This window comes from Vibrio glycogenivorans (assembly GCF_051660965.1).
Lineage (GTDB): Bacteria > Pseudomonadota > Gammaproteobacteria > Enterobacterales > Vibrionaceae > Vibrio.
In genome coordinates this window covers 210,817-235,599 of the sequence record NZ_JBPVIS010000006.1, presented here as the reverse complement: position 1 = coordinate 235,599, position 24,783 = coordinate 210,817, and the positions used below count along the sequence as shown (strand labels likewise).

21 protein-coding genes and 1 pseudogene are annotated in these 24,783 nt (G+C 47.0%); 4 read left to right on the top strand and 18 right to left on the bottom strand.

Annotated features, from left to right (window positions below):
- Position 1: 1 nt before the first annotated feature.
- The 7 genes from ACSTTG_RS13785 to ACSTTG_RS13755 all read right to left on the bottom strand — a co-directional run bounded on the left by ACSTTG_RS13785 (position 2) and on the right by ACSTTG_RS13755 (position 9,549).
- Positions 2 to 2,209, bottom strand: a complete 2,208-nt coding sequence (locus tag ACSTTG_RS13785) for a TIGR03986 family type III CRISPR-associated RAMP protein (RefSeq protein ID WP_438475226.1) — start codon at positions 2,207 to 2,209, stop codon at positions 2 to 4.
- Positions 2,202 to 2,684: a hypothetical protein gene (locus ACSTTG_RS13780; RefSeq protein ID WP_438475225.1), complete on the bottom strand. Its 483-nt coding sequence runs from the start codon at positions 2,682 to 2,684 to the stop codon at positions 2,202 to 2,204. The genes ACSTTG_RS13785 and ACSTTG_RS13780 overlap by 8 nt, the downstream gene beginning before the upstream one ends.
- Positions 2,681 to 4,054, bottom strand: coding sequence for an RAMP superfamily CRISPR-associated protein (locus ACSTTG_RS13775; protein WP_438475224.1), 1,374 nt, complete (start codon positions 4,052 to 4,054; stop codon positions 2,681 to 2,683). Before ACSTTG_RS13775 ends, ACSTTG_RS13780 begins: the two co-directional genes overlap by 4 nt.
- Positions 4,051 to 5,637: a hypothetical protein gene (locus ACSTTG_RS13770; protein ID WP_438475223.1), complete on the bottom strand. Its 1,587-nt coding sequence runs from the start codon at positions 5,635 to 5,637 to the stop codon at positions 4,051 to 4,053. Before ACSTTG_RS13770 ends, ACSTTG_RS13775 begins: the two co-directional genes overlap by 4 nt.
- The gene (locus ACSTTG_RS13765; RefSeq protein WP_438475222.1) at positions 5,637 to 6,212 is read right to left on the bottom strand and encodes an RAMP superfamily CRISPR-associated protein; all 576 of its coding nucleotides are present in this window, start codon (positions 6,210 to 6,212) and stop codon (positions 5,637 to 5,639) included. Before ACSTTG_RS13765 ends, ACSTTG_RS13770 begins: the two co-directional genes overlap by 1 nt.
- Positions 6,205 to 8,016 (bottom strand): Cas10/Cmr2 second palm domain-containing protein, encoded by a 1,812-nt coding sequence (locus tag ACSTTG_RS13760; protein ID WP_438475221.1) that lies wholly within the window; start codon positions 8,014 to 8,016, stop codon positions 6,205 to 6,207. The genes ACSTTG_RS13765 and ACSTTG_RS13760 overlap by 8 nt, the downstream gene beginning before the upstream one ends.
- A gap of 486 nt (positions 8,017 to 8,502) precedes the next feature.
- Positions 8,503 to 9,549, bottom strand: a complete 1,047-nt coding sequence (locus ACSTTG_RS13755; RefSeq protein WP_438475220.1) for a hypothetical protein — start codon at positions 9,547 to 9,549, stop codon at positions 8,503 to 8,505.
- 354 nt (positions 9,550 to 9,903) lie between these two features.
- Between ACSTTG_RS13755 and ACSTTG_RS13750 the strand changes: the two genes are divergently transcribed.
- Entirely contained in the window at positions 9,904 to 11,172 is a 1,269-nt protein-coding gene (locus ACSTTG_RS13750; protein ID WP_438475219.1) for a DEAD/DEAH box helicase, read from the top strand.
- A gap of 145 nt (positions 11,173 to 11,317) precedes the next feature.
- Here the strand turns inward: ACSTTG_RS13750 and ACSTTG_RS13745 are convergent, their stop codons facing one another.
- From ACSTTG_RS13745 to ACSTTG_RS13695, 11 genes and pseudogenes are all read right to left on the bottom strand, one after another.
- Positions 11,318 to 11,635 carry a hypothetical protein gene (locus ACSTTG_RS13745; RefSeq protein ID WP_438475218.1) on the bottom strand — a complete coding sequence of 106 codons (318 nt, stop codon included), beginning with the start codon at positions 11,633 to 11,635 and terminating at the stop codon, positions 11,318 to 11,320.
- Between the two features lie 17 nt (positions 11,636 to 11,652).
- Positions 11,653 to 11,889 carry a hypothetical protein gene (locus tag ACSTTG_RS13740; protein WP_438475217.1) on the bottom strand — a complete coding sequence of 79 codons (237 nt, stop codon included), beginning with the start codon at positions 11,887 to 11,889 and terminating at the stop codon, positions 11,653 to 11,655.
- A gap of 144 nt (positions 11,890 to 12,033) precedes the next feature.
- Positions 12,034 to 12,876, bottom strand: coding sequence for an ion transporter (locus ACSTTG_RS13735; protein WP_438475216.1), 843 nt, complete (start codon positions 12,874 to 12,876; stop codon positions 12,034 to 12,036).
- Positions 12,877 to 13,284: 408 nt separating this feature from the next.
- Positions 13,285 to 15,114: a hypothetical protein gene (locus ACSTTG_RS13730; protein ID WP_438475215.1), complete on the bottom strand. Its 1,830-nt coding sequence runs from the start codon at positions 15,112 to 15,114 to the stop codon at positions 13,285 to 13,287.
- A gap of 293 nt (positions 15,115 to 15,407) precedes the next feature.
- Positions 15,408 to 15,914, bottom strand: a pseudogene (locus tag ACSTTG_RS13725) (NapC/NirT family cytochrome c); the annotation flags it as partial.
- 140 nt (positions 15,915 to 16,054) lie between these two features.
- Positions 16,055 to 16,276 (bottom strand): hypothetical protein, encoded by a 222-nt coding sequence (locus ACSTTG_RS13720; RefSeq protein ID WP_438475214.1) that lies wholly within the window; start codon positions 16,274 to 16,276, stop codon positions 16,055 to 16,057.
- A 139-nt stretch (positions 16,277 to 16,415) separates the two neighbouring features.
- Positions 16,416 to 17,063 carry an OmpA/MotB family protein gene (locus ACSTTG_RS13715; RefSeq protein ID WP_438475213.1) on the bottom strand — a complete coding sequence of 216 codons (648 nt, stop codon included), beginning with the start codon at positions 17,061 to 17,063 and terminating at the stop codon, positions 16,416 to 16,418.
- A complete protein-coding gene (locus ACSTTG_RS13710; RefSeq protein WP_438475212.1) occupies positions 17,063 to 17,875 on the bottom strand; it encodes a MotA/TolQ/ExbB proton channel family protein in 813 nt (270 codons plus the stop codon). The genes ACSTTG_RS13715 and ACSTTG_RS13710 overlap by 1 nt, the downstream gene beginning before the upstream one ends.
- 41 nt (positions 17,876 to 17,916) lie before the next feature.
- Positions 17,917 to 18,492, bottom strand: a complete 576-nt coding sequence (locus tag ACSTTG_RS13705; RefSeq protein WP_438475211.1) for a hypothetical protein — start codon at positions 18,490 to 18,492, stop codon at positions 17,917 to 17,919.
- Positions 18,493 to 20,376, bottom strand: a complete 1,884-nt coding sequence (locus ACSTTG_RS13700) for a hypothetical protein (protein WP_438475210.1) — start codon at positions 20,374 to 20,376, stop codon at positions 18,493 to 18,495.
- A gap of 257 nt (positions 20,377 to 20,633) precedes the next feature.
- Entirely contained in the window at positions 20,634 to 21,953 is a 1,320-nt protein-coding gene (locus tag ACSTTG_RS13695; protein WP_438475209.1) for a transglycosylase SLT domain-containing protein, read from the bottom strand.
- A 152-nt stretch (positions 21,954 to 22,105) separates the two neighbouring features.
- Here ACSTTG_RS13695 and ACSTTG_RS13690 point away from each other — a divergent pair, with 152 nt between their 5' ends.
- The 3 genes from ACSTTG_RS13690 to ACSTTG_RS13680 all read left to right on the top strand — a co-directional run bounded on the left by ACSTTG_RS13690 (position 22,106) and on the right by ACSTTG_RS13680 (position 24,766).
- Positions 22,106 to 23,161, top strand: a complete 1,056-nt coding sequence (locus ACSTTG_RS13690) for a hypothetical protein (protein WP_438475208.1) — start codon at positions 22,106 to 22,108, stop codon at positions 23,159 to 23,161.
- 67 nt (positions 23,162 to 23,228) lie between these two features.
- Complete coding sequence (locus ACSTTG_RS13685) at positions 23,229 to 24,146, top strand: hypothetical protein (RefSeq protein ID WP_438475207.1); 918 nt, start codon at positions 23,229 to 23,231, stop codon at positions 24,144 to 24,146.
- Between the two features lie 110 nt (positions 24,147 to 24,256).
- Entirely contained in the window at positions 24,257 to 24,766 is a 510-nt protein-coding gene (locus tag ACSTTG_RS13680) for a hypothetical protein (protein WP_438475206.1), read from the top strand.
- Positions 24,767 to 24,783: the final 17 nt, after the last annotated feature.

The window sequence follows — 24,783 nt, the reverse complement described above, 5'->3', positions numbered from 1 at the left end:
ATTATTGATACTCCAACCCATAGTGCTGCGCGAGCTTGGCGAGTGTCGCTTTACGTTGCGCTAGTTTCTTTTTATTTTTGGGATTCTTAGCAAGGTCAAGATAGGCAGTGCGCTGGGTATCTTGACACATGACCAGTAGCTCCTCTGCATACTCAAAATCTTCCTCTAAGGCCAAGGCTAACAGGCTTTCGAGTTCTGCATTAAGCCCTTGACGACGCTCTTTGGAGGCTCGCACCTCTGCCGCTGCCAATTTTTCGCACAGCGTCGCGTAAGCTTGGGCGACTTTTGATAAGCTAGCGAACTTCTCCTTTTCAGCCAACTGCTCGGCATGGCCAAACAAATCAGACTCTTTGGCCGTTACCTGGTATCCCGCCTCTCGGTGCTTATCAAACAGGTTGGCTAATCTACCCCGTGCAAAGCTGCTAATTTGATCTTGCTTGAGGTTTTCGTTGCGTTCAAGGTGGTTCCATTTAGGCAAAGTTTGCTTGGTGTTGCCTTTTTGGTGATAAGAATAGGTCTCAAGGTCCATATATTCTAGCTTTGCGTCGTTGGCTTTCGACATTTCGAGCAGGTGTTGTACTTGCGGACTACACGACCAACTATCACCAGGATAGGCCTGTTCCATTGTATTCACAAACGCGGTTATAGCAGCGGGCTGATCAGTCCCTTCGCCATTAGAGCGTAAGCTTGTGAGCTGTATTGACGAGAAAGACACTTGCCCCGCCCCAAGAGGTTTCCCATGCCCTAGGCTATGTTGGGTGTCAGCTTGATGCTGACCCAACTGCATGCACCAGAGCAAGGCACCAAGCTCTTCTGTTTTTAAGTTGTGAAACAGGATTTTTCCTGAAAACTGTGCGTTGGGCGCCATTAACTCAAGGCTTGCTTGCATCTTTTCATTACCCTCAGCTTGGACGGTCGCCTGGTTCGAAAAACTCGCCTGACGTGGGTAACGTTTCCAACCCTTAAGCCGACTGCCAGTTTGATAATTGGCAAGTTCGCCCGCTACGCGCTCGTCAGCTTGTTCGATATACCCCGCAAGAAAGCTGGCTTTGGGGCTGCTTAACACAACAGGCGCTGACTTTGACAGCGAGGTGACCCGAGTGCAATTGGCATCAGAGAATAACACCCGACTCTTCAGGCTAAAGCCGTGCTCACGCAAGGTACCGAACATCAACTCTGCCAAGTCAAATGTGTTCGGTGAGAGTGCCAGCGATTGATTTTGTTGCAACAGATCTTGAGTAGCCAACTGGTAGCTTTTCTTCGGCATTTTGGCCACACCTAAAGCGACAATATCACCATTTTTCGATTCGCGTGCAAACACGGGTATGCCATAGTCTGGATGAGGATTTTGCTGTAAATAATCGATAAGGTCGGAATCATGATTGTCAAAAAAGTCTTGAACAACTCGTGCGGCTGTCGGCCTCAGCTGAGTTTCTTCAGCCTCGGCAAAAAACACATAGCTGAAGTTAAGGCGGACCTTTTGATCCTTATCTTTGCCTGGGCGAAAACCACTGAACGCCACAGAGCCACTCAGTTCACCCTGTTTTAGCTTGGTGGCACAATCGACGGTCACCATGTTGCCTTTTGTACCCATAACACTTCGCTGACCCAAAGAGAATGTCACCCTTTTCGCAAGGGGAAACTTGGCGTACTTTTCTTGGGTCGGTACTAGGTTTTTTTTGCGTGTGCCTTTTTCATTTTTAAATACGACATTAGATATCGCGGTATTGTAGGCAAGATTGAGATCATCATGAAAGATCACCGTGTGGCGTGCCTTGCGAAAGGTCCATGCTTGACGTTTCTGACAGTATTTCAACCAATAGGCTTGCGCCTTGGTATCTCTTAGCTCTTCTGCATATTTCGTGCGTGAATGACTAATATCACGATAAGCGAAGCGTCGATCGTCGATCGAGCCGAACTTGGCAAAGCTGGCGATTTCCATGACGTTACGCAGCATGCCTTTTAAGCTGGAGCCCGGTATAATCGGCCGGTTTTGTGGGTCTTTGACAAACGGCACGTAACTTGACTCGTCTGAGTCCGGCTGATCGCCCACACACAATGCTGTGTGGTTCGTAAGGGTGTACTCAAGTACGCCTGAATGCCCGTCAGAAAAAGGGTGATCATGACTGACGAGGTGTGCCCACTCAGGCATATAGACCCACTTTGACAGGGGCACAAAATGGTAAGGTGCGTGCATTTGCTCAGCCATAATGAGCCTCCTTGCTCAATCCGATAAACTGTTGGGCTTTTGGTAACCAGCGCGAGTCAGTTTGTTCAAACCAAATCCGATAAAGGGCCGTTTGTGCCTGACCTTGGAGGTGCTTACGCAATATCAGCGATTGCTCGTAATAGGCGTGGGTTTCACCCTCATTGTCTGAAGAATCAAACTCGGTCATTTGATACCTCTTTGCGCTTAATAATCGAATCGCAAGGCTGCGAGTGCCGTTGGCATATTCCGCCTCTAACACGTCTTGGCGAGTGGGCAAGTCAGCGCTAAGTTCGACCTTATCACGATACATGACCCAACCGTCTGTGGGTTGAAGGCGAGTGATGGCTTGTAAAACCTGCTCCCATTCCCCTTGCATTGTTTGGAGTGACAGTTGCGCTGAGGTCATTTGAGGTATTTTGACCGCGAGTGTTTGATGCGAGTCTTGGGCCAAATGATTGTACTGTTTTATGCTCATGCCATCACTCCTTGTTCATCCTTGATAACTAGACTGGCACCGCGACCACTGCCCGCTCCCATTGGTAACATGCCTGCTTGCAGATCCTCTATTGTGCAATTCAGTGCCTGCTCAAGACTTGTGTCTGTCAGCGGTTTGGCCAAGTAAAGATTGATGGTGAATCTCGGTTGATAAAGCAGCTCTTCACTGAACAAGGCCCCCTTGCGCACACCACCGGTAAAGCGATCAATACTATTGTGTTGGCGAATGACCGTGTGCTCAAAATCCAAGGTTGCGTCCTCGACCCAAAGCGACCCGGCAATATTGTTTTCTGACTCGTCATCGGCGCAGCCTAATAACTCACTCAGTGCTTTAGGGCGCTGCTGCCATTCATCATGACTAGCGTCAGCCATGCCTTGCGCCCATTGTTGCTCGATGCGGCGATAGTGATAAGCTATGCGGTGCGCGAGCATGCCCTTGATACTACTGCCACATAATATTGGCACCGGCTCAGTGATCCGGGCCTGGCCTTTTTGCCAGTCTATCGTCGGCTCGGAGTAAGTGATGATATTGACTGAATCCCTTGGCAGTGATTTCGACAGCAGTTGAGTCCCTTGGCCACAGCGCCAATTGTCTAGCGCGATTAAAGGGATTGACCAAGATTGACCGGCATCATCCGCGTCAAATACCTCTGATAACTGGTGCTGTGTGGGCAGGCACTCTTGTCTTACTTTGGTTAACTGTGTTCCCGCCGCGCGGTTTTGTTTGAGATTGATCTTATGCTCAGTACTTGCAATAACCTTAATTTGCCCTAGTCCATTGCGGGTATTTGCCCCCAGTGCAAAAGTGCGTAGCGACCATAATGACAACAATTGTTGCCAGTCATCCTGCTGGGGCACGAATCCACTCTTGTGTGGCTTATCGCCCCACTCTAGGGTGACTTGAAATCGTAGCCCTTTCGGCAAGACTATTTGGTCAAACTTGCCCGTGTCTTTGGCGACCCCACGGTCATTGATAGCCACTCTATCGCGGTGGTGAGGGCGTTGGTTGAGGCACAACGAAAGGATTGGATCGTCCTCTAGTTGCTCTTTACTGAGATAATTTTCTACTCGCCGGCCATGGCTATCAAGCAACTCGCCATTGGAGATTGAGACCACAGAAGCCTGCTCAGTACAACCAAACCATAAATCGGCGCAGTCAGGTAGTGCTTGTTGCGCAAGATGGCGCCATACACCTGCTATCGCCGTTGCTGGTATCACGGGGAGACCATTGACATTACGCATTAACTCCGTGTCGAACTGAGTTTCCCTGCCCCCCGTATTGATCGCCATTGGACTTTGTGTCTCCAAGACTAAATGAGTGACTGTGATGGTTTGATGTGATTCACTCATGCTTGCACCTCTTTTTGCGTTTCGACGGTTTGCAGTAACTCATGACGCGCCAGCGCCACCTGATTGGCATAAGACAAGTCATAACGACTCAATCGCTCCGTTGCGATGGCGATGACAGTGAGAGAACAGTCTGCAAACAGCTTGCTAATATAGGTCGAAAAGTCAATTAGTTGCTGGCCATTGTTCCAAGCTGCTCCCCAGCCGAACGGGTCATTGGCACTTTTACAAACGGCTTCACCTTTGACCTCTGTTCGCCCGGCAAAGAGCAGCGCTTGCCAGTTTTCTGGCTTGGTCGCAACGGCTGCTCTGACTCGGCCCCATTGTGTTTTCGACGGGCCTATAGCGTATTGCGTGCCAACCCGGTTATAACTTCGAACATGTTGATATGCCGAGAGAATATCAGCGATCAATCCATTAACTTTCTGGTGCTGCTCAACTTGACCTACTTGCTCTTGGTGCTTACTGTGTACCCATTTCACGAGAAGTGACTCAGGTTGAGAGACGTCAGACTCTGGCTGTTTTTCCAGCTTAGGCGCTAGCAGATAGCGGCTAAACAAAGGGGCTTTATTAAGCCGCGCACTTGCTGCCCAGTGCGGGTTGACCTCTACCCAGCCCAGTCCTTGTTGGCGATTGATGCCAATCCCCTTTTGGCCGATTAAGTTTAACTGCGCTGTAGTGAGACTTACATTGCGATACACCAATACCGACCCTTTAGCGATCACCGCTTGTTCACTATCCACCCCTCCACGCGCTCGGTTAAATAAGCTGATACGCTTGGAACGAATAAAGCTGTGAGCGGTATCCAACTCGCCTTTTGCTCCCTCAATCAACTCACTCAACAGCGGGGTAAATGTCGGTAAGCCTTGATGGGAGACCAGCTGACAATCTGAGAGGCACCAAATAACCAGGCGATCATCAAGTAATGATGTTTCAACGACTTCATCTTGTCGGTGGCATTCTTGAATATCCACCAAGCCAAATTCGGTGTGTCTTGAACGACCAATCCGTTTTTCACCCAGTAGATGTTCACGGATGAGTACCCCTTGCGCTTCACTCTCATACTCAATGTATCCACCAAACACTTGGCCCTTTTCGATATATTGATAGTTGAATAGCGTACTTTTTTTCACGCTCCCGCTGCTGCGCTCTATCGCTGTTTTGGTTGTGACACCGAGCGTGACTTTGCCCACACGCGCATCGGATGCGACAAAGCCGTCGCGGCACTGTTTATACTGGATGCCTTCTGCGCGCTGAAAGTCCGGGCTGGCTTGATTGCTGACCTGAGCGGGGTCATACACATCATCGACAATCGGTTGTGTCAGTTTCTTGTAGTGCCAACAAGCCGGCGTAGGCAATGTAATCTCATTATTGACTAGTGGATAACAAGGGCTGTACTGCACTTGACCTGAATGAAACAAGTCCCAAGCAATCTCCTCAGAGACCAAAGGGTAGAGCGTGCCAGCTATGCTTCCCAGCACTGCACTGCCCGGAATATAATCAAGGCTTTGATGACCATTGGTCGTCGCGGTTGAACCGCTGATGATGATCGGCTCTATAGTTGTGATTGTGTAGTAAATTCGCATCAAACACTCTCCCTAACCGATTCAACACTGACATAAACCTGACCTAATCCTCGTTGCCTTTTGGCTCCTAACCTTGTGATCAGTGGCAATACCGCTTTAAACTCCTCAACCAACAACTGAGCCTTATCCACTAATTCCAATTTAGCGGTTAATCGCATAGGCACGGCGACTTCCATAGACCGCAAGCTCGTCGGCTTTGCCACCCCGGTTTTGCCCTCAATCGCGGTGGAGGTGATCACGCGATACAGATGGGCGGCACTATGCTGGTTATCTCGAAAATAGCTCACGTCCTCGGTAGAGAGACAAGCACTACTCACATGTAAACTGCTCTGGCTGTCTATCTGCGTGCCCTCCTGACCTAAAACACTGAGTAAATCCGACGAGAACCACTGGTTGTCCATTGCTGTATTCACCGCCTCGCGGATCAAGCCTTTCAAGGAGCGACCCGGTACATAGGGTAAACCTAGCGCATCTTTGAGCACCAAACTATCCGCTTTCGCCCCTCCCTCTTCACCGGAGCCGATATGCCATTCGCTGACGATATCTAAACTAAGAGTTAATTGAGTTTTACCCATTTTGCACCTCTGCTTCTTTCGCTACGACCGTCTTACTCTTGTCTTTGTTTGCCTGTGGTGGGTCGACCAGTTGATAGTGCCCCACTACTAGAAGGTCACTTAGGAACGATTGCAGCTCTTTTGGCTTGGATCCTCGCCAATACCACGCAGCCTCACAATGCGGATTGAGGTTAGCCAGTGCTGTTTGTAAGGCCTGCTGGTGTTTTTTCGGTGCCAAGGAGAGCGCACGGTAATAGATGCGTTGAGCTTCGGAGAGATCCCCTTGGGCAATCTCTCCCGCCATTTGCCGGAACTTAGCCAGCGAGAGCGAGTTGGTTTGACTGTCGCTTTTGCTTGTAACCAAACTGACCAGCTTATCGAGATGGCTTAGAGCTCGGTGGGATAAACCCGCTATTTGGATATTGTCATCGTGCTCAACGAAATAGGCGGTCTGTGCTAAATGTAGGTGTTCATCACCCTGACGCACATCGTTAGTGAGTGCCTCAACTTGAGACAGTGATAGTGTTGTCGTGTTTGATAAACGATAGAAGGCTAACGCCGATGGCCCAACTTTATCATTATTTTCGATACCATAGACGCTCTTGGTCAGCACTTTCGCCTTGTCACATAAAGCCTCTACCAAGTGGTGTGAGTGCATAAACGGGTGTGCAGCCTTGTTATACAAAATTCCACCACTGGCCGTAAGGTATTTGACTCCCTTAAGGCGAAGATCGAGTTTCTTCAATTGTTCACCTGAGGCGCGCTTGAAGGCTTGACAGAATTTGCGTGCGTAGGTCAAGGCCAAATCTGCTCGGCAAAACAGGGTAATGTCATCCCCGCCTAACACAATTGGTCGCATTGGTAAGCAGCATCGCCCATCAGCATCAATCTCACTTCCTTCTTTGACCACCTGTTCATACAGCCAAAAGGTCGCCTCTTTCGCCGCTTCCATTGTTGATGCATTAAGCGCATCAGAAAACGCGCGAAATACTCGTCGATAACGCGAATCATCACAGCCATTCAGAGACTGCTTGAGTTTCATTAGCAATATGCCTAGACCATTACCGTCAATATGAATCAATGCCATATCTTTGACCGATTCACGCTGAGACTTAGACAACTGCTCCAGTGCTCCCTTTGAAGAAAATTCAAACTGATTCTCAAAATCGATGGGATAACTGATTTTTTCTTTCAACCCGTTAGGCGTGAAGCGGTGTTGAAGCGCGGCATCATGACGAAGGTTTAAGGCTTGGTAAGCTTGGCGGTGTTTTTCTGTATCAATATCTAAACTTGGCGGCGTACCATCGGTCGCTTCATCGGGATGGACTGCTCTACTAGCCAATGCAGACAACACGACTGCGGCCGCCCCTGTTCTCGAGTAACGCTCTGAGTGCCCAGGAGCATAAGGAAGTTTTAACTTGGGGGCATTTCTGTCTTGCGCCAGTGTTTTGTGCCCTAGTTCGAGCGCAGAATGCAGTGTTTCTTCACTCACCAGTGCATCGGTAAACTCTAACGAAGGAAAGAGCTGTGCTATGGTTAATGTCCAAATCGAGCGTAACTGACTCAGCGGCTCTCTATCAGTGCAAACAGAGTAAAACGCCCCTCCTTTACAGCGCAGGAAATGGATAGCGCCGATTTCATTTGTCTCCTTATTCAAATCGGAGACAAGTTGCGCGCGTTCAAGCACCCGGCTCAATACGCTATTTTTATCATTATCAATGAGCTTATCTAGGCGTTCACTCGCGGAAATAACATCCTTTAACTTTCCAGAGCTAAACAGGTATTGCTGAATGGACTTCGCTTCAAACAAATATGCATAAATCATGTTATCCCTAACCTTTAGATATTTAGCACAATATTGGTGTACTGTTTATGACATGTTGATCGACTTATAAAGCAAGTAATATTACAGTAAACAAAAATGGAAGTGTTTAATGTGACTTTAACTCCATTTAAGACATCGGTTGATATACAATAACTCCAACAAGATAAAGGCGCGCTATCGGTAGTCGAGTAATCGCCACCTCTATCACAATATCAGCGCAGCTTAGCTACCACTACTTATCTGCCCAGCCCAACCTAGCTGTATAGTTACAACTCACTATATACCTCCCACAAAACCCGTGTTCCAACACAAATTTGTTTTTACTTAGCCTAAGTTTGCCTAGCCATGCAGCAGCATTGTTATCAGGGATAAAATTAAACACGCTGTTTGATTCACTCCGCCGAGCTTTAAATCTACTTGGCTTAATTTTATTATAAAGCCCACATAAACCGTGGGCTTTGTCTATGGAAGGTCAATCAACGCAAATTAAAGCGGATTATTGATCTCAACATAATAAGCAGCGACATCGCCTTTACCATCCTCGATACCCTGCTCTTGATAACGATCATTCAGCATAAACACTTTGGTAGAGTATTTTAGTCCATTACTATCCACCGCTTTGACCACTATACTGACCGGATAGCCATCGTCTTCTGCCATGATATTCAGCACACCTTCGACTACGTTCCATGTCGCGCCTATAGGAACGTCACCAATGAAAGCAGTTGCTTCCAACCACCCCTCATCATCGGACTCAACGTCGGTTAGCTCAACCTTAAAAAAGTCCCCTTCACTTGAATCGTCATAAGTTGATAGGAACTCAACCGTCTGACCATAATAATCTTTTTCTCTAAATGACGCTGTGCGACCATCAAGTTGATTGATACACCCATTCACGAAACTATCAAACTGTGACAACGTAGCAGCCGTTTCAGGCGTTGGTATATCAAGATCATCATCCCAGTCTGCATCTCCAGTGGTACAAAGTGACAATTGGCGATCCTCAGCAAAGATCGTGGAATACAACTCCTGCTCGTTCTCATCGTCATCTTCGTAGTAGATAACCGCGGATAGCAATTGTGTTGCCTGATCAAACTCGATTGGAGCAAGCCAAGTTCTCAGTGTGTTTTCAACGTTCCCCATATTGACCGTGCCTTGAAGGGTATCATAAAGCCCTGAGTAGCGTGCACTGCCCGAGCTGTAATAGGTGTATGTGCCATCATCATGGAATACAAACGCCTTGGGCACGCCCTCACTATTGTATCGGACATACGGCAGATCATAGGTGTCACTTAAATCTGCAGTTTCTGCACCCAAGTGTTCAACCACAACTCGAAAAACCGCTTCTGTCGGGTTGTCTAAATCATCTTGAGAGATCACGCCATCATCAACAAGTGAATCAATATTCACCCGTGACAGCGAGCTACTACTGCTACCACTACTATCGGAGTCACTATCACAACCGACGATCATTATTGAGCCTGCTAGCAGCAATGCTTGCCAAGGTTTAATCCATTGTGTTGTATTTTTCATTCTAGCCTTTCCTTTATTACTGTCGTTATCTGTTATAGGTCGATCATCGCTTTCTGCTTTTCACAACACCAAACCATCAATTAACAATATGCATCTATCAATTAGAAGCACCTATCAGTAAGAAGTAGTGGTCTATAACACACGCAGGTGAAAATCTACCTCGAAAGTACTACATGATCACCAAAATAAGCATAACAGTGTTCTAACATTTGATTGAATTATTGTGAGCTACATTGATCACAACTTACCACTTATGTTCAACTCATCGTTTGCGATGATGTAATTTCACTAACGCATCTGGCCTAAATAGTCTACTATACACGCCCTTTATCTAGCCTTGAGCAATTTCTAAGCATGACAGACTCGACCACCCCAGTGACGTTCAAAGACCTTGGCCTCATCCCAACCCTCGTTGAACGACTTGGCGAGCTGGAATACCAGCACCCCACCCCAATTCAAGCACAAACTATCCCGCACACTCTTGACGGACAGGACTTGATTGCGGGAGCGAACACGGGCTCTGGTAAGACAGCGGCGTTTGCCTTGCCTATTTTGCAACAGATCCTCAAAGCCTCCGCGGATAAAGCCTCGCATCATCGTAGTGGAAACTATGTCTCACACCTTATCTTGGTGCCAACTCGTGAGCTTGCCTCTCAAGTGGCGTACAACATTAAGTCGTACTCGTATCATCTGCGCAACGAGGTAAAAACGGTCGCTGTCTTTGGTGGCGTCTCAGTGAATCCACAGATGCTGGCACTACGCGGTGGCAGCGACATCATCGTCGCGACGCCAGGCCGATTGCTTGATCTCGTTGGCAGCAATGCTATCAAGCTTGATCAGGTCAAAACCTTGGTGCTAGATGAAGCGGACCGCATGTTGAGCTTGGGCTTTACCGAAGAGCTCAATAAGATCCTCGCAATGCTGCCGCAGGACAAGCAGACGTTATTGTTTTCTGCTACTTTCCCAGAAAAAGTCACCACATTGACCAAGTCACTGCTGCGAGACCCTATTGAGGTTCAGCTACAAAGTGCTGAGGCAAGCACACTGGTACAGCGTGTATTTAGCGTCAATAAAGGACAAAAAACAGCTGTCTTGGCGCACCTGATCAAACAGCATAAATGGCGACAAGCTTTGATTTTTGTGAATGCCAAAAATGCCTGTAACCACCTAGCGCAGAAGCTATCCAAGCGCGGTATTACCGCTGAGGTATTCCATGGTGACAAGGGTCAAGGCGCTCGTACACGCGTACTCGATGGATTTAAATCTAGTGAAATCCAAGTTCTGATTGCCACTGATATTGCAGCGCGTGGATTGGATATTGAAAAACTCCCTGTTGTGATCAACTTTGATTTGCCTCGTAGCCCGGCGGATTATATGCATCGAATTGGCCGTAGTGGTCGAGCTGGCGAGGTGGGCCTTGGTCTGTCGCTGATCGATTATGATGATTACCACCATTTTAAGGTTATCGAGAAAAAGAACAAACTGCGTTTAGAGCGCGAGCAAGTCGCTGGCTTTGAGGTCGAGGACGATCAGAGTGAGGCTTACTTTGCGCCTATGAAGCCGCGCGCCAAACCGGCCGGCACGGGCAAAAAGAAAAAGCGTGCTAAGCACAGCAAAGATTAAAGTGTCTAGAACTGGATGCTAACTATTGTGGGTCAGCTGAGGTTGCCCACAATAGTTACTTTCGATCCAGCCGTGTTTCGCTGCTAAATGTCGAGCTAGATATGCGTAAATTAGAGCCTTAAACCTTGGAAAAGATATCGCTAGCTCAATGCTCATTGCACTCACAAATAGCTTGATTAATCCTATCGATTTCTATTTGTATTTTAAACAACCGATGACAAATCCTAGCCTGGCGAGTATGCATTACCACAAGCGCTGCCGCATATGATCCAATGAGTAACTCAAAATACCAATCAATCTCAAAATCGGCATAAATTTGCTGGATTTTATTCACAATCTCTCCTGCATCAATGGAGAAAGTCGGCGTTATGACTAATAACAATATTATTAGGGCTGAGTAGCCAAGTACTCTCAAGCAATGAGCTATACACTCTCTTTTATACTGCCAGGCTTCGCTAGACATAACATTCATTCCTTCGTCTAAAATGTACTTACTATTTTATTTGCAACAAGGTCGCTTATTTTTTTAATTGAAAATGCAAAAGTAGCCATGATAGCAATCACATTCATTTGCAAATAAGTCAGATTGCAATCTGAAAATATGTAGCTATCAAAGAAAAATAAGATAGTTAGGAGTATGGAACCTCCTGCCACCATGCTCAAAAACTCCCTGATTAATTGGCGCAGAAATTTCTTCTTAAATTCAGTCTTTTCCATTTTACCTTCCTTTAATTTGTAGTCTCCTATCACCTTACATTTTCTTTGCTTTTCTGAGGCACTTTACAAATTTGTCAGGCGTTATTAATAGCCGTATCTAGCAACTTGGTGGTCAACGCCCAGTTTGTACAGCCACTGTTCCATCTAATCAGCACTTTTTTGTGCAAGCAGGGTTTTGATTTGCTCAAGCTCTTGCTGTATCTGTTCGACTTGCTTATACGTCGCAAATATCTGTCGTGACTCTCGTGTTGCCGACGTCAGAGGGAGTTCGGCTTGTTTGTCCTGCTCGGCTAATGCGTGTTCCTCAGTCATCGTCTCAATGACCACTCCAATCATCATATTGAGAAACACGAACGCCGTGAGAAAGATAAACGTCAGATAGAACAGCCAACTCATCGGATAAACCGCCATTGTTTCGTACATTACGTCGGTCCAATCTTCAAAAGTGGCTATACGAAACAGCGTTAACATCGAGATGGAAACATCTCCCCAAAGAACAGCGTTGATGTGTGAGAAAATCAAACTGCCCACCACTGCATAGATGTAGAAAATGATAAACATCAGCACCACTATATAGCCCATTTTGGGGATGGCTTTAAACAGTGCGTTGATCAATAACTTAAGTTGAGGCACTGCAGAGACCAACCGCAATACCCGAAAAACACGCAGCAAACGAGCGATCAGAACACCCTGACCACCCGCGGGGATCAGGCTGCCAATGACAATCAACAAGTCAAACACGTTCCAACCACTTTTAAAAAATTCGAGCTTGTGCTGGTAAGAGATAAACTTGATAACAATCTCAACGACAAAGAACAGTAGGATGGCCTGATCCAGCCAGTAAATGCCGTCGACCACACTTTGAGGCAGCTCAAAGGTTTTAGCCCCAATAGTCAATGCTGCCAAGATGATCACGATGACGGTAAAAGCCTGGAAATACTTGTTGTTATTGATTGCTGATAATCTCAATTGCAGTTGCGAAGGCATCGGCGTAAATCCTGTTACTCTCAATTAACCATTTAGAGTTAAGTATAGGATCACATCCAACCCAACCAACTGATTTACCATGTCTATTTTTCCATCCCTATCTGGACACCCACCATCCCTATTTGGACACCCATGGCAGACTTATCTAGACAGACTTATCTAGACACCCATGGAAAACTGCACAATCTTATTTGGACACCCATCAGAAAACTACTGTTAATGCCTTGCTAAGGTACGGAATGTGCTATTCCCTCACGGTTATCTGAACACCCATCAAAAGCTGCCACTACCCCTTAAACTGGGTATTGCCAGAATTGTACTGTTGAGCAGTTTTACTGAAGTAAAACAACTAGAGTGGTGCCGTTGTTCCGGCGCCACTCACTCTATCGGTGCATCACGTACTACGAGTTACAACCTGCTGTAGACCGGCTCGTCTGTGCAAATAACGCTCATTGAACCTGATTTACTCCAAGGGGCAGAGCCCAAATTGATAGCAGTATTGTGGCCCCAAGCAGTATCGAGATCGTAATTATCGCTCGTCCAGAAGTTGTGTTTGCCCCATTCGCAGACATCATTGGTGCTACCAAGAGGGGCGCTGTTTATGCGTTCAAACTCTGATAATTTTGGCAGCCGTCCCCCTCTAGCCGCACAATATGCAGCAGCGTCCTCATGATTCATCTTTTCCTCTGCAACTGGGCCAAATTTTGGGCAAGAATGAGCGGGCTCTATATCACCAAATGCGTGCACTATGTTGGTAACGTCCGTAACCGATTTCGTGTTGTTAGGTCGGGATTGGGTAGGGTTAGCATATTCAATTTCGACCTCAACTTTGTCTTCGACGTTATGATCGCCACCTGCGATTGCTAGCCGCAACTCTCGGGTTGCCGCAATATTGGATTCGACCAATTCATTGAAGCTTCGAACCGATTTTGATAGCTCCTTGACATAGCCATCTGTACCAACAATCGAGGCATTGATTGTCATGAGTCGCTCTAGCATTTCATCTTCACGTAGCCCTTGGCGACGCTTCATTTCAGCCTCAACCTTCATAGGCTCAACAAATATAATGGCGACCTCATAGAGTTCTTGTGCTTGAGCTATTAAATTCTTTTTACTTAACTCTTCCATCGCCTGGCCTACATTGCTCATATTAACTGTGTAGTTTAGGGCGAGATCGGTTTGTACCGTGCACTTGGTGCGCGTATTTAAGCCTGGCGCTGTCATTGAGAAGTCTGTAGAGCACTCTCTATCAGTAATGACTCCTGCGGCTCGGTCGAGTTTAAATGATAATGGTACCATTGGAGGTGTTAGCAGTGATTCTGGAACAACCGTGTTAATGACGGCGGTTGCCCAATCAGTACACGCAACATAAGCAATGTTAGCGTCGGCAATATCACTAATTAAATTGCCGAGCGCTTTTTTCATCATTGCCTCTGCAACCTTTCCCACGAACCCACTGTTTGCGACTATTTTACTTGCAACTATCTTAATAACTCCCCCAGCCCCAACATTTAGCAGGTGGTTCCCTTCGTTGCAGTCTACGCTCAGTAGGTCTAGCACCCCAGAGATAAGCGCCTCCTCAACTACGTTTGAGTTCTCGGTAATAAGTGGTTGCGCCGAACGAAACCATCCTAGGTTTTCATTCTCTCTTACCATAGTTAACGGGAGCACATAACCATTTACATTCAACGATGCATAAGGAGGGGTTGGGGCCCAATAGTCATAAAGACGGCCATCCTCCCTCATCTCCTTGTACTCAACTCTGGCAAAGGCCCCTTCCTCTAGGGAGCGTTGACCATCAAAAGACAAGGTGCGCGCCCTTTGGTTTTGCTGAGATGCGTTGTAGGTCGCGGACCATTCCGAGAAGTCTAATGGCTCTGCAAAATATTCAATCATCTCGCGATCGCCATCTGAATCGTAGTAAATTACCCGATCCTCAAAAACTTGTATTTCATAACTGGATATAAAAAGGCTCACCGAATCACTTTCGAGCTTTATTGTTAGAGCTTCATCTTCATCGTGTGGCGCAATATACAGTGATTTTAAATCTCGGCCTATCGTATATTCGGCGCTGTCGGTAGTGTGGGAAATTAAGAAGGGGCTTGAATCGTCAGTAAAGACAGTAGAATTCCCAACTCCCTTAACAGTTTCCCCTCTCTCCCCTTCACTATTAGAGCCACCAGAATTGCATCCGAAGAGCAATAGTGTCAAAGAGAGACTTAGTAATACTTTTCGCATAGCAGTCATCCTTGATTTGCTTAGGTTATGTATAAAATTTAAGCACTTAACTCGGAGCAAACATTGATATTGCTCAATGTTTGCTCACTCAAAAATTCAAGGTTAGTAACTTTATTTTGGCGATATTTTGGGCTTTTCTGGGGGCTTATCTGGACACCCATCAGAAAACTACTACCAATGCCGTGCTAAGTTGCATAATGTGCTATTCCCTTATGACAATCGATACAAATGCGATCGCATTGCTCTAGGGCTTATCTGGACACCCATGGAAAACTGCTATTAATGCCTTCCTAAGGTACGGAGTGTGCTATTCCCTTATGGCAATCGATACAAGTGCGATCGCTCTGCTCTAGGCTTTTATGCATCATCGCCGCTGGGACGCTTTGCTGTGAGAAATCCATCGCCTCAATGTCATGACAACTGCGGCAAGTCGCCGAGTCATTACGACGCATCTGCTCCCAGACTGTTTGCGCCATCAGCGGTTGCTCAAGGGCATATTTCTCTGGCGTATCGATTTTGCCAGTCACATACTCATGATAAACATCTTTAACTGCCACCAGCTTAGTTGTCATGTAATCGATAGGCTCATTAGGGATATGACAGTCGGCACATTCAACTTTGATCCCTTTACTGTTACTAAAATGGCTTGAGGCTTGATAAGTCTCATACGGTATCTGCATTGAGTGACACGATATGCAAAATTCACTGCTTGATGTCACGTTCATCACTTTTGCACTACCAGCCAACACTAAACCACCGATAATAATACCCGCGGCTACTGCATAGATTGGCTTTTTCATTTCATTCCTAGGTTGAACTATTTCGGTTACTTGTCAAACTACCAGTCAAATGGGTTGACCTGTTGATTTAGGTCAAGAATTTACTCAGTATCAAGCTACAATCAAGCTCATTACTCTAAGCTGAAATTTCAGCCTACTCCCTATATGCCAATGATTAAGCGAAGGGTTCTCACGACAATCGATTTCACCACCACCAGCAATACGATTAGAGAAACAATCATAATCGCGATACTGTCTGAGGGAACATGTCTCAGAACCTCAAGCAGACTCTGCTTGCCATCGATAAGCAGTGGTATTGCGTCAGTCATATATTCTGCAAAAAGCAAGAAATGGGCATATTGAGTAACGATAAATTCATTCATGTTAGCTTCCTTCTCATTCTCGATAGAAGAATAATAACCACTGTCATGAAATTATCTGCTCTAACAAATTTGTTACCGATGAATACAATTTAGTCTTAGTACTACTGATTAAAACTTACTAATACCAGTTAGTTCTTTTTTATTGAGATTTAAGCAAACCGATCAACACTGACACTCTTCGATTGGCCGCACGCGCATGCTTTAACTCCTCGCCTTTAAGCCCTTTAAAGGGAATCTCTGGCATAGTATCGGCGTAAGCGATCAGTCTGGTGCCATCTTTCGGCATCGCTTTATCAAGTAGATGTTGATGCAAAGAGGCAGCCCGCTCAGCTGATAAAGTCCAATTGGTCTGATGTCCTTTACGAAACGCCTGATCATCCGTATGGCCGATGATATCGACATAACGATCTGCGCCGACCTCAGCCAAATGATCAAAAATGGGATCAATACGCGATAAAAACCCCTGTTTCAGTTCGCTATGCCCAGAGTCGAACAACATCACAGAGTTAAAGCGCACCTCCAACCCATTTCGGTCCAGTTTGAATTCTAAGTCCCCCTCCAGATCATTCTCGATTGCAAGTTGCTCCAGGTTTTTCAAGATCTGCTGGAGACTCTCGGCCTCTGACGAGCTTTGACTTCTTTGCACCGCGTCAAACTTATCGATATCCACCTTGGAGAAACTGGCTAAAAGTAGCAATACCGCCAGCAGTGCACTGATAAGGTCTGCGTATGAGACAATCCACTGATCATGGTTTTCGGCCTCATCGACCAAACTTAGGGACTTCATTATGCGGCACTCTTCTCGTCACTCACATCCGACAGTGAGGCTGCTCGTTGCTGGTTGAGCAGTTCTGCTCTTATCATCAGCAGCTTGGACATATCCAGGTTGTGTTTAAACAGCAGAATGCTTGCCTCAAGCTGCTCGGTTAATAGCTCGATATCGATCAGTTGCTGCTGGAGTGATTGCAATCTAGGCTTAACCATTATCGAAGTGGCCAATGTAGCGTAGAGCGTGGTCAGTAGAGCAATGCCCATTCCGGTGAATTTTTGGTCGAAACTCTCTTCAGCGCTCGCAACACCTGAAATATCACCCGAAAAGATAAACATCAAGCCGGTGATTGTCCCTGCCATCCCCAATAGAGGGAGTAAACTAGAGGTAAACCCGACTTGCTTAGACTTGCGTAATAAGCTCTCTCGTACTGCCAAACTCTCGACATAGACTAGTCTTTTAATATCATCATCGGAACCACCATGCATAATCACATTCAGCGTCTGGCTTTCTAGTGAGGTCTGTTCAGACTTATCGATCAACATGCGGTAGTGCTCATCGTTGTAGTCACCCTTGAGTTTTAAATGATAATGCTTGGAGAAATAATCACCTGCTTCAGTGATCATTCTGGTAAACCTGCGACTATTTCGCTCACCAATTGAGATAGCGTTTTTGCGATATGCCTTGCTCAGTAACAACCAACTAAAACCAATAAACGCCAACGATGGCCAATGAAGGACACCGTATTTCGGCGTGTTCCATGCTTGCAAGTCAACGCCAACCTCAATCAGAGGAAGCCCCCCCTGAGCGAGCAATGGGATAGCAATCATTGTTGAACAATATATGGTAAAAATGAGTAAAAACATCATGCTTATTTACTGCCTATCAAATTAAACACGGAATTAGTAATTTCACTGCGATCACTCGTGAGCTCTTTTTCAAGCTCTAGTGTCCAGTAGCGATCTGGCTCAGACTCCACCTCTCGAAAACGGTAGGTTTGGCCTATGACAATCTCGCTCGGTTGTGGCATCAAGGGGAGCTCAACCAATACTCCCTCGGAGTCACGAAACGTCCAGGTTCGATACACGCTGTTGATACGGATCAGGGCCAAACGTTTGGCCGTTGCCACCGGGATTTGTCGTCCCCCTTCGGCAAAACCAAAGATCTGCCGGCCCTGTTCGGAGCAAAAAATCAGTACTTGGTGATCAGGAAAAGGGAGCCATTGGCAACAATAATCACTGAGCGGATAGTAGTAACGCTCACCATCAATCTTAATCTCGAGGCACTGCTGCTCTGCATCAAACTCAATAAACTGACCGCGAAGATACAATTTAGGTACTACATCCAGTGATTGGTTATCGAGCAAAGCATTGGTTAGCTTTTGCTGGCGCAGCTCAAGATCTTTTACCGAGTTAAGTAATCGCTTATAGAGTTGCTTTAATTCCATTTAGCTTGGCTCTCTTAATAGCTTAATTGTGTCTTCAACAAACTTTCTATCTTCCTGTTTTACATAACTAAAAGCGGCGGCAGTAAAATAACTCGTTTTTTCCTTCTGCTGCTCTAGTGCTTGTCTTACCTGATGAGCGTTTGCAAACTTTGTGGTTCGGTGTTGATTGATATAGTCAAGGAAGCTCTTTTGTACCTCACGGGTAATTTCTTTTGAAAGTTGCTCTTTGATCTGCTCTTCTTTAATCGACTTACAGCGATGATAAAGCGGCAAGGGTTGATTAAACAATCGCTGCACAACCTCAAGCGAAAGCCCTTTTGACTTACATACTTCAAGCAAAGGCCGCTCAAACTCCTCTTCACTCATCGGGATGCTCAACGTCTTCACCTTAACCTGATTGAGCTCAATGCCAGCAATACGGCTCATCGCCTGGATCCCTGAGTGATACTCATGACAGCACCGCTCAAACTCTTTGGGGCTATGGATCAAGCCATTATGCGCTATGTTATTACGCATATTGCGGCACGACCTGAGTAAGGCTACAGGCTTAGAGTATCTCGCATCCAACACTCCGATGTGATGTAACTTACCACCGGCATTTTTCACTTTATTCCAATCGCCTTTATAGCGTTTATTGAACTTATGTCTTTCCCACACCGCGTCGATTAACTCATCGGCAACCGCATGCAACAGATAGATTTTTTCTAACGAGTCTTCAAGATTGATCGCCTCATCAAACATGGTCTGATAGTGCTTAGCCTTATCGAGCTTTGCTTGCACCCCGCCCAGTGATGCCTTGACTGGGTTGAAACTCTTTCCGCCACCAAGGCCGTACCGAATCTGATCGACATAGTAAGCATCTAAGGCTTGGACAAAGTTGTTCACCACTAGCCGCTCTTGCCCTTTTAAGCCGCGGCTAATATCCTCAATCCGATGACTTAATTGATTGGCAATCTTATGCGCATCACGCACCACATTACCCATGTATGGTGGCTCGCCTTGTGAGGGTTGCTTGAGCCATGTTTGATACTCTTCAAGGCGAGCTTTATGCTTGAACAGAAAGTTTTCCATCAATAACTTCGCTCGCTGAAGCTCCTGCGGCAAAATTTTATTACTGCCACCCCCCATGATCTCAAGCCATGCGCGCTTTTGCATTTGCGTATGCACTACCCTCGCGGGATCAAAGCCGTGTTGGTAAAGCTGCTTGATCTCATCACTGGCTTGCTGCAACTGCTGTTTTAGCTCAATCGTTTCTGGTGAGCCAAACACCTCGCGTCCAATCCGCTCAAGCGTAATGGCTAGCTGTTTAGTGGGTCTTCTCGAGCCATCGGCAACCTGCATTGAACGCAGACACTTTTGTTTGGCTCGATAGCCATAAGGTAGCTCGCGATCACTGAGTCCGGTTTTTAACTCGTTACGCAGCATACGAGCTCGAAATGCATCCATTTTATTAAACAGCGATTCGAACTGATCAAAGTTGTTAGAAACATTGCTTAATTGCGAGATCACACCTTTGAGATTTTCCATCTCCTCAGGGTCATAATAATCGGTGTCTAGGGCCCTTTTGATCGCTTGATACTGTGCTTCAAAGGGAACCGAGTCATTGCTTGATGGCTGTGCAGGTAGCTCGGGCTGTGATGGTGCCTTTGTGTGATCAAGCGTGTCAGATTGGGCGATATCTGCCGCTACTGGTTTTTCGGTGGGGTTGCTTGGAGTATCGTGGTTCGCTCGCGCATATTCTGTCACATCTTGGATAACATCATCCAACACCCATTCATCGGTAAACAAATTGATGCTTGAATCAAGCTTTGCCATCCAGTCATCATGTCGGTCGTCCGTTGGCGAAGCGACATTTGGTTTTTCTAGTAATTCAAACTCTGACATTGTTATTCTGTCCACACCTCGCTGACTGGCTACTCTTGACTATTGGCAAGAGTAAATCTTTTGACCGCTGCCGAGGTGAGGACCTTCCCTAAATTCATTTTGTCAAATACGGAACTCAAACCCTGAATCCGCCTCTCAAATATATTTACTGTCTTATTAATGAGAGTGCAACAAATTTAGCACAGAACGCAAAACAAATGCACCTAATTGTATAGTGGCTCAATAACTGAGCGAGTCCATGTCCGTCATTTTCTGCCTCACCCCTTGCGAGCGTGATACTCTGACTCAGCCTGAGTCACTTTGACTAAATATTGTCTTGTTTCCGCTGCACGGTGGCGCTCAACGATAGTCTGATAGACCTCTTCGGCTGACAGACGATTGATATGCGCGATGGCGCGCTGTCGGTCTCCGCCACCGAACAACCGATAGATTGGAGCCATGCCGCCGTTATACGCCGCGATCATACAGTGCTTGAGGCTTTGTGGGTCATTAATCCCGCCAAAGTAGCGAGTTTTGAGCAGATGAAGATAGACCACTCCCATTTGAATGTTCTTCTGTGGATCAAAGAGGTACGCTGGTTCAACCTGCCTTTTTCGTCCATACAGGTGCTCGGTCGCATCTAAACCCGCGGAGGTTGGCACAATCTGCATCAAGCCAAAAGCGGGGATGTGCGATACGGCTACCGGATCAAAGGCACTCTCGACTTTGATCACCGCCATCACCAGTTGTGGTGAGAGATTATATTGCGCGGCATAGCGTTTGACCGTGTTCGCATACCGCTGCTCCTTTCGTGACAACCATGGCCCTGGAAATGGGAGACTTGCCTCCACAATTGTGGTGCCAGACGCATCTTCATAACGTCTTACCTTCAACTGTTTTAGGCTAGATTGCAGCTCTTGCTGCTGTTGCGACTTGCTGTTGGCCACTGGCAACAAATTTGTATCACTGAGTGGCAGTTCATCGAATGAATGTCTCAACATCCCGTGGGTTAGAGGCTCACCATTTTGCGCATCACTCAGCCTGAGTTTTGACAGTTGGAGAAAGGCACTTTCCCATTCATCCTTACTCACTAACTGGCGATCTCGCAACTGAATGCGTAGTTGATTATTGGCAAAGTCAACCATTGTCACTTGATCCAGGTCTGATGAATAACCAACCCATTGCGTCGCAGAGCTAAACTCAGGATTCGCCCATACCTGCTCTACCTGTGTTTTAAAATGATAAAACTCACTATTCACCACCTTAACTAAATCGTCGAGCTCACAAAGTGCCTTTTTCGCCACCTCTTCATATTCACGTGATCGACAAGCCTTATAGTGGTTAAACTCATCAGCTGGGTCGGCCGCCTCAACACCCCTGTGGCGATCACAGCGTGCACTCTCTTGTATCACTCGGCATGATTCCACTAGACGATTCTCCTCGGGGGTTTGGGCCGCATCAATGGGTTGCGCCATCAAACTGATGCTCAGTACACTGATCTTGCGCAGGCGCAGCGAAAATCGGCGCCCATCGATTCGTCCTTGTGTCGCCTTACTCGCTAATCGTTTTGCTAAATACGCTGTTATTAGTATCACCATTGCGCCTCTCCCCTTAATTGCCCATGCGTTAATTATGCAAAACCATACCCAGATTCAATCCGCATACCGACCAACACAAATTTGTTTAATCAGTTTGTTTTTGTCGAACTGCGCATAATAGTCGCGTTCACATAGACGATGAGGATGCCGTAATGAAGAGACTGGTTATTCAAGCGCAACAATGGATTGGGGTGGCCGTGACGCTTGGTGCACTGTTAGCCACTTCGCACGTACAAGCTGCGAAACTGCACGCTAAGGCGTTAGGAGAAGCCACCAGTGCGCTCAGAGGCTCTCACTCTGGCTGGGAATACAACCCGGCATCTAATGTTTATGCCATCAAGGAAAGCCACATGCTGTTGTATACAGAGAACAGCGAGATACTCCAAACCAATGGCGATAAAGGGCACGAATGGACGAGCTTCGGTGTCTCCTTTATCGCACTCAGTGAGAGCAACAGTGTCCTCGCTATCGGTTTAGACTATGACCAACAAAGCCGCGATCAAGCATTCAGTTTTAATCCGCCTAACGGGCCGGATAGTGAATCGATTGGCGGTAGTGTCTCCGACCTTACCCTTGGTCTCGCTTTTCGCTCAGAGCGCTCTGGTTGGCAGCTTGGTGGTGCACTCAAGGGCTATGACTTGAGTGATGACTCAGTTCAAAGTGAAGGTGGTTTCAGTTATTCACTCGGTATCATCAAAGATTGGAGCTCACAACTCGTGCTCAGTCCGAGCCATAGTGTTGTGATCAGTGCCGGACTTGGTGGGTATTACCGTGACGAGGCTAAACTGAAAGTCAAAATGCGCTATAGCGGAGAGCGAGAGGTTAGCCTTGTGCCCTCTTCAAGCAATCTCGGTGCTCACTTTAGCGTAACACACCTTAACCAGACATTAAGTTACCGTTTGCAGCTGAGCTTGGATGGGGAGAAGCGCCAATACCTGATGGGTTTTGACCCTGATCAATCTGTCATGATCAGCAAAGCAGGTATTGAGTGGCGTTTATTTTCAGTCGCGAATAAGTCCTCGAGTGTCCAACTGGCCCTGCGTGCTGGCATGCAGAACTACAGCGAGCATGATCTCGACCCCTTGTATTCGTATGGCGCAGCATTGACGTGGCGAAACCACATGCTGGACGCAACTTATTGGCAAGAGTATCTCGCACCGAATGAGTCCGAATCCTTTGTTGGCTTTGGTTATACCCTGATGCTGTAACAAGTAGCGTATTTGCTCGCAATCAACATCAATGATTGTCAACACTGATGAACGTTAAGGAAACCTTATGAAAAAAATCTTGCTTTTGTGTTCGCTACTGCCTGGCATGCTCGCTCTAACCGGCTGCACTATCAGTGCCGAGCAAGCACGCTGTAATCAGTTGTTTGAGCAGCACACCCTACTGAACCCCTCGGTTTTCGTTGGCATCGGGGTTGGCAAAACTCAACAAGCGGCGATGGATCAGGCCAACACTCGACTCGCCGCCCAGTTGCGCACCGATGTGACCAGCCAAAGCCTTATAAGCCAAAGCTATCAAGGCCAAACAGGGAGCCTGCAGTTTGTGCAGCGCCATCATATCTCAGTCAATGAGGACCTGCTTGGTACGAAATATGAGCTGTATCAATGCTCATCAGAGCAGTATTTGGTGCGTGCTACCAAAGACATGCGCCCATTACTGGCACGACACCCACAGCTGCTGCGTGGCTCGGCGTGGACAGACAGGGTGACGTTAATGGCCGTGCGCGATGATGGGCACATCTCAGCATTTGTGCACAGCGATCAACATCAAGAGACCTTAGTCAATACCGAGTTGTTTGAGCTCATGAGTCAAAATGGGCCATTGACCATCAACCAAAAAACCACCGCTTTCACGCGACAAGAGCACCCTATTACCATCAAGGGTAAATCCAGTGCCCCGTTCGCCAGCGTGTTTTATTACAACGGTAAGGGTCAGTTGCAAAGCGTGCTGCTTGATAGCCCCGAGGGCGATATCTCATACACAATTGAAACGCTCAATAAACCTTATCAACCGATTGAGGCACAGCAATTTATCTTGGTGCAACACGACACACCACTCCAGCGCTATTTTAGTGAGCCTGAGACAAATTTGTCTTACACCCACAGACGTCAAGAATTGGTTAACTTAGTGGCATTGGTTAAGCGCAACCACTGGCAAGTCGCCACCGCGATTTATCACCCGATGTAGTTGGCAATCTCAACAAAGATAAGGAAATCGATATGACTCCATTAGCCCATTTCACACCACAGCGAGTAAGCACGATGCAAACATTCTCACCGACTAATCAGGAAGGCTCCATGAATAGAATCAAGCGCGTATGCCGCCACGCTGCGGCGGTGACCACATTATCCATTACTAGCATGCTAATCGGCTGTGCCGGTAGCCATGAAGTGAGTACAGACACCAACGCGTGTCAGTTGATGGATGGCTCACTCGCACCAAGTTGGTATTGTGACCAGACCCTGGCAGGCTTTAGTGACATTCAGTTTATCAATGCCGTACAAGAGAGCAGACCCAATATGCCACGCCCAATGCAGGAGCAACTGCTGCTCGAGCAAGCGCGCTTGAACTTCAATCAACTGGTCTCGAGCCAAACTCGTGAGATCCGTGAAGTCACCCGAGGCATGCGAGACATCGATTATACGATGGAAACCGGGTTCAAATCGGTCGCCACCTCTGAATCGACTCTTTCGCAGGTCCGCTTGTACCGCACTACAATCGACGGCGATGGCACCATGTATGGGCTGGCAGGGATACCTAAAAGTGTCTTCCTCAAGGCAATGAGCGCTAGTGAGCCGCAGCGCTAAACTAACCTCTTCGGCTG

Coding starts and splice junctions, on each gene's coding strand:
- ACSTTG_RS13785 (WP_438475226.1), bottom strand. CDS start 2,209: ATGGCTGAGCAAATGCACGCACCTTACCATTTTGTGCCCCTGTCAAAG.
- ACSTTG_RS13780 (WP_438475225.1), bottom strand. CDS start 2,684: ATGAGCATAAAACAGTACAATCATTTGGCCCAAGACTCGCATCAAACA.
- ACSTTG_RS13775 (WP_438475224.1), bottom strand. CDS start 4,054: ATGAGTGAATCACATCAAACCATCACAGTCACTCATTTAGTCTTGGAG.
- ACSTTG_RS13770 (WP_438475223.1), bottom strand. CDS start 5,637: ATGCGAATTTACTACACAATCACAACTATAGAGCCGATCATCATCAGC.
- ACSTTG_RS13765 (WP_438475222.1), bottom strand. CDS start 6,212: ATGGGTAAAACTCAATTAACTCTTAGTTTAGATATCGTCAGCGAATGG.
- ACSTTG_RS13760 (WP_438475221.1), bottom strand. CDS start 8,016: ATGATTTATGCATATTTGTTTGAAGCGAAGTCCATTCAGCAATACCTG.
- ACSTTG_RS13755 (WP_438475220.1), bottom strand. CDS start 9,549: ATGAAAAATACAACACAATGGATTAAACCTTGGCAAGCATTGCTGCTA.
- ACSTTG_RS13750 (WP_438475219.1), top strand. CDS start 9,904: ATGACAGACTCGACCACCCCAGTGACGTTCAAAGACCTTGGCCTCATC.
- ACSTTG_RS13745 (WP_438475218.1), bottom strand. CDS start 11,635: ATGTCTAGCGAAGCCTGGCAGTATAAAAGAGAGTGTATAGCTCATTGC.
- ACSTTG_RS13740 (WP_438475217.1), bottom strand. CDS start 11,889: ATGGAAAAGACTGAATTTAAGAAGAAATTTCTGCGCCAATTAATCAGG.
- ACSTTG_RS13735 (WP_438475216.1), bottom strand. CDS start 12,876: ATGCCTTCGCAACTGCAATTGAGATTATCAGCAATCAATAACAACAAG.
- ACSTTG_RS13730 (WP_438475215.1), bottom strand. CDS start 15,114: ATGCGAAAAGTATTACTAAGTCTCTCTTTGACACTATTGCTCTTCGGA.
- ACSTTG_RS13720 (WP_438475214.1), bottom strand. CDS start 16,276: ATGAATGAATTTATCGTTACTCAATATGCCCATTTCTTGCTTTTTGCA.
- ACSTTG_RS13715 (WP_438475213.1), bottom strand. CDS start 17,063: ATGAAGTCCCTAAGTTTGGTCGATGAGGCCGAAAACCATGATCAGTGG.
- ACSTTG_RS13710 (WP_438475212.1), bottom strand. CDS start 17,875: ATGATTGCTATCCCATTGCTCGCTCAGGGGGGGCTTCCTCTGATTGAG.
- ACSTTG_RS13705 (WP_438475211.1), bottom strand. CDS start 18,492: ATGGAATTAAAGCAACTCTATAAGCGATTACTTAACTCGGTAAAAGAT.
- ACSTTG_RS13700 (WP_438475210.1), bottom strand. CDS start 20,376: ATGTCAGAGTTTGAATTACTAGAAAAACCAAATGTCGCTTCGCCAACG.
- ACSTTG_RS13695 (WP_438475209.1), bottom strand. CDS start 21,953: ATGGTGATACTAATAACAGCGTATTTAGCAAAACGATTAGCGAGTAAG.
- ACSTTG_RS13690 (WP_438475208.1), top strand. CDS start 22,106: ATGAAGAGACTGGTTATTCAAGCGCAACAATGGATTGGGGTGGCCGTG.
- ACSTTG_RS13685 (WP_438475207.1), top strand. CDS start 23,229: ATGAAAAAAATCTTGCTTTTGTGTTCGCTACTGCCTGGCATGCTCGCT.
- ACSTTG_RS13680 (WP_438475206.1), top strand. CDS start 24,257: ATGAATAGAATCAAGCGCGTATGCCGCCACGCTGCGGCGGTGACCACA.